The organism is Nocardia farcinica (assembly GCF_029867845.1).
Classification (GTDB): Bacteria; Actinomycetota; Actinomycetes; order Mycobacteriales; family Mycobacteriaceae; genus Nocardia; species Nocardia farcinica_A.
The window spans coordinates 1-8,621 of record NZ_JARWRU010001104.1 but is presented as its reverse complement, the minus strand read 5'-3'; the positions used below and the strand labels follow the sequence as shown (position 1 = coordinate 8,621).

The 8,621-nt window shown below is 74.2% G+C and carries 1 protein-coding gene; it reads right to left on the bottom strand.

All coding sequences use genetic code 11. The annotated features are described in order from the left end of the window. A partial coding sequence (locus QH283_RS24395; protein ID WP_280505274.1) for an alpha/beta hydrolase occupies positions 1–8,402 on the bottom strand: 8,402 nt, incomplete at its 3' end. Positions 8,403–8,621 lie beyond the last annotated feature (219 nt).

The following is an 8,621-nucleotide window of genomic DNA, read 5'->3' as shown; positions in this document are numbered from 1 at the left end:
GCGCGCGGGCGGGGGGGGGGGGCGGGGGCGGGGGGGGGGGCGGGCGGGGCGGGGGGGGGGGGGCGCGCCGGCGCCCCCCCCGCCGCCATCTCCTCGTCGGTGTCGGGATCGAAGTTCGGATCGGCGTAGTTGCCCTCGCGCGCGTGCCTGGCCAGCAGATCGGCCAGCGCCCGTTCGCCTTCGGTGGCCTCGGAACCCGCGTGCGCGACAGCGGCATAGGACTCCGCCAGCGCCTCGGCGATATCGAGGGTGCCGTCGGCGTGAAAGCTGTACTCGCTGAACTGGTCGGCGAGCCAGTCCTCGTAGTCGGGCAGCCAGTCGGCGTCGCCGTGGTCGGGATAGGCCCGCGTGTAGGTCTCCAGCAGCACGTAGGGCGCTTCGGCCCTGGCCCGCATACCGCCCGCGTGGTCCATCGCGTGCCCGAATTCGTGAACGATGTTGCCGTACACCGGCCGTCCGAGTGGCCCGACGCGGAACGAGGTGGCCAGGTCGTTGGCCCAGGAACTCGCGGCCATGGCGGGGTCGGTGGCGTAGGGCAGGTTCAGTGTGATCGAGTCGGTGTGCGCGTATCCGTCCTCGATCACCCACACGGCCTGGGCGACGGTGTCGGCGTCGTCGAGCTCGTCGATCCGCACGGCCGCCAGGTCTACCTCGGGGTGCGCTCGCAGGTGTTCGTCGATGGCGCGGCCGAATTCGCGCGCCGCCTCCACGTCGATCCCCGGCCGGTCGAATCCCTCGACGTCCAGATCGTGTTCGGAGCGCAGGAATTCGGCGACCTCCTCGGGGGTCCGGCAGTCGCCGAAGCGGTCGGCGTGGATCGGCGCGGCGGATTCGGTTGGCGGCGTCCTGTCCTGGTCGCCGGTGTCCGCCGCGTCGTGGTCCCCGGAGGAGACGCCGTGGTCGACACCCCGGCTCGGATCGGCGCCGGACTCCCCGGTCGAGGACTCCAGCGGTCGTCCGTGCCGGTTCTGCGCGTCGCGCCAGGCGCGGGTGGCGTCCCATTCGGCGGCCTGCCGCTGGATGTAGTCGAGGTCGAGGCGGTGACCGGCCTCCAGGATGGAGTCGATGTCGGCCTTGTCCTTGGCCCGGTTCGCGATCAGCTTCATGACGATGACGTCCTCGACCGAGGCCACCCCGCCGACGGCACGATCGAGCAGATCGGTCTGCACCGGCGTCTCCGCGACCATCAGATCGACCGCGACACCCTTGCCGTGCAGCCGGATCAGGTAGATATCGCCTTCGTCGTTGTCGAAGGTCTCCACCTGATAGCCGTCCTCGCGCAGGCGGGCGGGCAGGTCACCGACCTCGCGGATCATCAGGTCGATGTCGGCGGTGGCGCGCGGGGTCGCCCGGTACACGTTCGCCGCGGTCGCGCCGAGCGCGGCGGTCTCGGCGCCGAGGTCGCGCAGGTAGGCGATGAACGCACTCGCCTCGGCGGGCAACGAACGCCGGGGGCCGCCGGTGTCGGGCGCCACGCCGTCCTGGTCAGGGCCGTCGGTGCTGCCGATCGCCGTGCGGGGGCGCGCGGCGTCGTCGGCGGGGGTGGTCGCGACCGGGTCGACCGGTCGTCCCGCGCTGTCGAAGACGATCCCGGACACCGCCGCCACATCGGGCGCTGGCTGTCCCCGCCGGTGCTCGTGCGCGAAACCGAGTCCGGGATCGCGCACCTCGATCACGCCCGCGTTGTTGTAGAGCACGTAGGCGTGCGCTCCCACGCCGTGCCGGTCGGCGGGACCGTGATAGGAGTCGACCACCAGGACCGCGGCGCCGTCCCCCAGTTCCGGGGAGAGCAGCAGGTCGGCGACGGCGTCGTGGGAGTCGAACAGCCGCAGCCGTCCGCCCGCCGACGTCTCCAGCTCGGCGGCGGACATGCCCTCCGGTCCCACCTGGCGTTCGGGCGCCCGCGCGCTCTCGCTGCCGGTCAGCTCGACGACGGTGCGGATCGCGCGCGGCGCGCAGTCGTTGGTGTACCGCTCGCCGTCCTCGTCCGGCCGCGCGGTCGTCGGCGTCTGCTCGGCGGGAGTGGGCGCCACCTCGGGGCCGGGGGTGCGGCCGAGGAGTCGTTGCCACAGCGAGGGGCGGCGGGCCTGCGCGCTGTCGGCCTCGTCCGTCCTCGGCGGTGTGTCCGGCTCGGCGGGCGTGGGCGGCGGCACCCTCGGCACGTCCCTGATGCGTCCCGGCCAGGCCCGGCCGGTGATCCGGCCGTCCTCGACGATCTCCGCGCGCCTGCTCAGCTCGCCGTCGATCGCCTCGGGCTCCAGCCCCAGTTCGGTGAGCATCGCGCGATGCTCGGCCTCGGGCAGCGCCCGCAGCGGATCGAGTGCGGCGGCGTCGAGCGGCTCGCCCAGCGCGTCCACCACGGCGCTGGATCTGATGCCGATGCGGTCGGCCGCGGTCGGGTTCTTCTTCTCGTTGTCGATGGCGATCGCGTCGCCGCGGCTGCGGCGGGCGTCCCCGGCCGCGGTCAGCGTGTTGCCCGCGTTGGCGTCGCGGTCCGCGCCGAGGTAGTTCAGCACGGCCATCATGTGTTGCTGCGCGCGCGAGTACTCCGCGAGCGGGCGGCCGGGCAACACGCGAGCCAGCTCCTGCAACGAGCCCTCGCCGTGGCGGCCCGTCCACGCGACGGTCGGCGGGACGAGGCCGTAGCCGAGCAGTTCCGACCGCCGGTAGGCGGCGACCTCACGCGGCACGTGCCCGGAGGGGGGCACGTCGATCGCGCCGGTGGTCTGCCCGGAGACCGGCTTGTACACCCATCGTGAGCCGTCGGCGAACTCGACGATGTACACGGCGCTGCTCTCGCTGCCGCGGGGCAGCTGCTCGTAGCGGACCGGTTCGCCCTTGGCGCGCACCGCGGCCTCGACCGCGTCCCACGGACGCCGCCCGGCGTCGCCGCCCTCGCGTGCGCCGATACCGACATCGGGCCGGTGCGCGCTGGGCGCGTGGGTGTCCACGGGCCGGTCCGCCCCGTCGGAGCGGATGAGCACGGCGTGGGTGGCGAGCACCCCGCGCGGCGTGAGGTTGCGCCGGAACGGCTGGGGGGAACGGTCGAGCGTCCGATCGTGGATCATGACCCGGCCGTCCTGGTAGGACAGGACATAGGCGTGCGCGCCGACACCGTCGGCGCTGCTGGGGCCCCGGTACTCCTCGACGACCAGCATCATGGGCGCCGGTTGTCCGGGAACGGTTTCCGCGGCCGCCTGCCGCAGCGCCGCGGCGATCCGGGCGGGCGAATCGTACATCCGCAACCTGCCGCCCGCCGCGGCCTCCAGTTCCGCCGCCGTCATCCCCGCCGGGCCGACCGATTCCGGCACCCGCACCCCGGCGTCGGGCAGGGCCCGCGCGATGACGTCGAGCGCGTCCCGCGCACACTCGGGGGCCGGGGCCGCCTCCCGCCTGGCGGGCCGCCATCGGGGGCGGCGATGCTCGGTGGTGCCGTCGCTGTCCGAGGCCGGGACCCGGCGTTGCCGCGCGGCGCCCCCGGTGTCCTCGGCGGGCAACGGCGCCGCGGTCCTGCCGGATTCGGGATCGTTGGGCGTGGCGACCTGCCGTTGCCGCCAGCCCGGCTCCTCCAGTCCAGGGCGCGGCCTGGCCGTGATCATGTCGCCGGGGCGTTCGGCGGCCAGCAGCGCCGCGTTGCGCAGCGACTCGGAGGTGATCGCCCGCGCGCCGTCCTCGTCGGTGTACTTGAAGTATCCGCGGTGCTGGGCGATGGGATCGGTGCCTGCCGGGAATTCGGCGGTGACGCGGGCGGTGGCGCCGAACGCCCGTGTCGACGGGTCGAGACCGTGCCCGCGTCCGGCGAACCGGCCGGTGCGGCCGGGGGTGTCAGCGCCCACCCAGCTCACCGGGTCGCCGGAGGAGGTGGCGACATAGACCGGCACACCGTATTCGGAGGCATGCGAGATCGGGCCCGCGCCAGGCGAACCGAGCAGCATGATCGCGTCCACCGAGTCGGCCAGCCTGCCGCCGTGCCCCGCGTACCCGGTGGCCACCGAGCCGTAGCTGTGCGCGAACAGGTAGACCCGCGGCGCCTCGGCCGACGGCACGCGGCCGTCGAAGTACGACCTGGCCGCGCGATAGGCCGCCAGATCGCGCCGCAGCAGCAGCGCGCCCTGTCTGGCGGCCCTCGGGTTCACCGTGTTCTGCACGATGGTGGCGCCGTTGGGCGCCTCGTAGCCGATCCAGATGACCGAGGCGACCCGCAGATCCGGGTTCATCCGCGTGGTCATCTCGTACATGTTCATCGCGGCGCGCAGATTGCCCGGCAGCTTCTCCAGGGTGGTGGTGATGCCGGGCACGATCCACGACACCGACTCGGCGGTGTCGACATCGCCGACCGAGACGACCGCGCGACCCGTGCCGCCGAAAGCCGTTCTGTCATAGGAGAGCACGTGCACGGGCGGGCTGTCGGGCCGGGTCGCGGCGCGCGCGTCCATCCTGGTCAGCGCCTGGGTGGTGCGGATCAGGTTGCGCAGTTGCGTTCGCTCGGCGGCATCGAGCACGGCGCCGCGTCCGCCCTGCGGATACCGGGCAAGGAAGGCGTCGAAATCCCTGGTGATCTGCACCCGGTTCGCCTGGTCGCGCACCGAGGCCGGGATGCCGTCGGCGTTGCCGATCTCGAACGGGTGGGTTCGGATCAGGGCGGCGCGTTCGGCGTCGCCGAGTTGCTCGTGCCACCACCGCGCGACGCGCTCGGTGTGCGCCACGGCGTCCGGCTCGACCGTCGGGCCGTCGTGATCGCCCTGGGGGTGCTCGCCGTGCAGCAGCGCGGCCGGGTTCGCGTCCGGCCGCAACAGTTCCAGTGCGCGGCGGGCGATCTGCCGCTGTTCGTCGGACGGGGCGACCAGACCGGTGCGCTCGGCGGCCGGGTCCACCGGCACGTCCACCTCCCGGCCGAGGAACCGGATGGTCTCCCGGTCCCCCGGCCGGTGCGCCTCGGTGCGGACGGTGTCGCCGAGGCCCGCGGCGATGCGGCCGAGAGCGTCCAGCGCCTCGGTGGGCGCCGTCCGGTTCGCGTCGGCGAACCAGAAGTACTGGTGCCGGTCGGTGATCCGGCTGGCGAAGCGCGGCGAGGCGGGGAATTCGGCGGCCACCCGCACGGCGCCGAAATCCCCGGTCGCCGGGTCGCGGCCGAGCGCGCGGGCATCCGGTCCGGCGATCGCGGTCGGGGTGCCCGCGCCGCGCCAGGTGAGCCGGTCCGTGGAGGCGGTCAGCACGTACACCCGGCCGTCGCCGAGGCCGAAGCGGGCCGCCTCGGCGATCGGGCCGACGCCGGGCGAGCCGACCAGCGTCACATCGGCGACCCGTCGGGCGAGCGCGCCGTCGGCTCCCGCGAAGCCGATGGCGGTGGTGCCGTATCCGTGCCCGATCAGGTGGATCGACGGCGGTGGCGACGACGCGGCCGCGCGCGTCGCGTCGAAGGCGGCGAGGTCGGCCAGCAGCAGCCTGCCGCCTTCCCTCGCCGCGTCGGTCGAGGTGTACTGCGACCACATCGCGTCGCCGCTCGGCGGGTCGTAGCCGAGCCACAGCACGCTCGCGCGCGAGGTGTCCGGCGCGGTGCGCGCGGTCATCTCGTGCAGGTTGCGCACCGCGTGCATGCTCTGGTTCATCGTGCCGACCGTCGCCGCGACGCCGGGCACGTGCCAGGCCACCTGTTCGGCGGTGTCGATGTCGCCGAACGCGAGAACCGCCCTGCCGTCCCCCTGGAAGGCGTTCGGGTCGAAGGCCAGGATCTGCACCGGCGGCCTGCCCGGCAGCTCGGCGGCCTCCCGGTCGGCGCGGCCGATCAGTTCCGACATGGCGCTCAGGTTCGCCGGCAGCCCGGAATCCGTGCCGAGCGCGCGCAGCAGACCACGCGCCGGGCGGGTGGTCCAGTCCGCCAGGCCGTCGGCGAGCGCGTCGGACCGCACCGCCTCGTCGGTGAACAGCAGGCGGCGCACGGTCGCGAATTCCGGTCCGGCGAAGGCCTTTCCGGCGAAGCGGCGCGCGGCGCGCGGGTCGGCGGCGATGCGCTCGCCGAGTTCTCGCCACGCTCTGCGCAGCGCCAGCCGGTTGGCGTGGTCGCGGATCGGGGCGGGGATGCCGTCCTTGGCGCCGAGCGCCTCCGGGTGGGTGCGCAGCAGCGCGTCGCGCTGACCGCTGTCCAGCGAGTCCCAGACCCGGCGGTTGTGCCCGGCCCATTCCGCGGCAGCGGCGGTGACCGCATCGGCGGGCTCGCCGGGACGCGGCATCGGTCGGGCGGGGAACCGCGCGAGGGCGTGATCGGCCGACTCGGCGTGACGCGGGTCGTAGCCGGGGTCCGTCGGCAGGGTGGGCGCGGTGGGGGTATCGGGCAGCGACCGGCCGCGGTGGGCCAGCACCTCCCGCAGCCGATCGGGGAAGTCGGTGACGATCGCGTCGACGCCGAGGTCGGTGAGCCGATGCATCTCGGCCGGGTCGTTCACCGTCCACACCGACAGCCGCACCCCGGCTTCGCGGGCCTGGTCCACCAGTTTCCCGGTCACCATGGACCGTTCCGGCGACAGGATCGTCGCCCCCGCCGCTCGCGCGGCCGCCGCCAGATCCCCGCCCGCGTCACGCGGCCTGCCGGTCAGCTGCGCCCACAGCATCCGCGCCCGCTCGGCCGGCGAGAGGCCGGGATCGCGCCCGGTCCAGCCCTCGGTGGCGGTGCGGGCGCTCACCAGCGCCACCCGGTCGGCCTGCGGCGCCAGTTCCGCCGCGTGCGCGAGCACACGCCAGTCGAAGCCGAGGATTCTGAACTGTCCGCCGTGGGCGCGCAGGGTGCGCACCGTCTCGGCGACGACCTCGCGCACCTCGGCGTCCGGCCAGCGCGGATCGGTCTTGATCTCCACCGAGAGGGTCCCGGTCCAGCCGGTGTCGGCGGCCAGCCGGACCACCTCGGCGAGGGTCGGGATGCCGGTGCCCGGCTCCGCGCGCTGGGTGTCGGCGAAGGACGGATGCACCACCCCGGTGTCGAGGGTGCGGACCTGCTCCAGCGTCAGATCCCGGATGCGCTGCCCCACATAGCGATTGCCGGACTCGCCATCGCGCACGGTGCGCTTGTCGATGTGCTGCTCGTGGTGCACCACCGGCACGCCGTCGGCGGTGAGACCGACATCGAGTTCGATGCCGTCCACGCCCATCTGCATGGCGGCCGCGAACCCGGGCAGGGTGTTCTCCGCCCACAGGCCGCGCCCGCCCCGGTGCCCCTGCACCTCCGGCCCGGGGGGAGCGGTGACCGGTCCGTCGACCGCCCGATAGCCGTGGGTGCCGTCGTCGAGGTGGGCGGTGGCGGCCGGATCGACCTTGGGCACCTTGCCGATCACGCGCCGCAGCACCCCGACATCGCCGTCGCCGGGGCGATGGGTTTCCGGCACCACCGTGTCGGACAGACCGGCGGCGATCCGCGCGAAGTTCGACAGTGCCTCGGTGGGCCGGGTCCGGCTCGCGTCGAGATAGTCGTAGTACTGGGTGTGATGGCGGCGCGGATCGGCGAACTCGGCGGTGGCCGGATACTCGGCGGCCACCCGGCGCGCGCCGAACGCCTCGATCGAGGGGTCGACGCCGACGCCGAGGAAGCGCGAGGCCCGGCCCGAGCGGTTGCCGCCGACCCAGGTCACCTTGTCGGCGGACATCGTCGCCACGAACACGTTGTCGCCGACGCCGAATTCGCTCGCGTGCGACACCGGCCCCGCGCCCGGCGACGCCGCGAGCGTGATGGAGGCGACCTCGTTGGCCAGCCTGCCCGCGTTTCCGGCGTAGCTGGTGGTGGTGGAGCCGTAACTGTGCCCGAACACGTGGTTGTCGGGGCGGCGCGGGGCGCCGGGGGCGGCGCGGACCTCGCGCGCGGCGTTGAACGCGCCGATGTCGCGGGCCAGCAGCGCGCCGCCCGCCCTCGCGGGCTCGAGGCGGAAGGCGCCCGCGTACCCCGAGGGCGCGCCGTAACCGAGCCAGGCGATCGAGGCCACCGACCGCGACGGGTCGAGGCGGGAGGTCACCTCCCAGTGGTTGCGCGCGAAATCGGCGTTCCAGGAGAGCTTTCCGATGTTGGTCTTGATGCCGGGGACATGCCAGGACACCGAGTCTGCGGCGTCGATGTCGCCGAAGGCGAGCACGGCCCTGCCCTTGCCGTCGAACGCGCCCGCGTCGAGGGAGAGCAGATGCACCGGCGGGGTGCCGACATCGGATTCGCGGGCCATCCGGTCGGCATCCACCAGGGCGGCCAGCGTGGTCTCCAGATTCGCCAGCCGGGTCCGCTGCGCGTCGGTCCGGTCGCCCACGTGCACGGCGCGCAATTCGGCCATCTCCCGGACGATGGTCAGCCGGTTCGCGTAATCGCGGGCGACCGCCGGGATGCCGTCGGCGTTGCCGAGTTCCCTCGGGTGCGCCCTGACCACGAGCATGCGCTCGTCCGGGGTCAGCGCGTCCCACCAGCGCGCGTTCGCCGCCGACCGGTCGCGCGCGGAGGCGATGGTCTCGGTGTCGGTGTAGTCGCCGTGCAGCAGTCGCGCCGGGCCCGCGCCCCGCGCGCGCCGCTCCAGCAGTTACCGTGGCGCGGCCGGTTACGAGGCGGGGGGCGGGCGCTCGCCCGGGGCGATGTCGGTGCGCGCGCACCGGCGGTT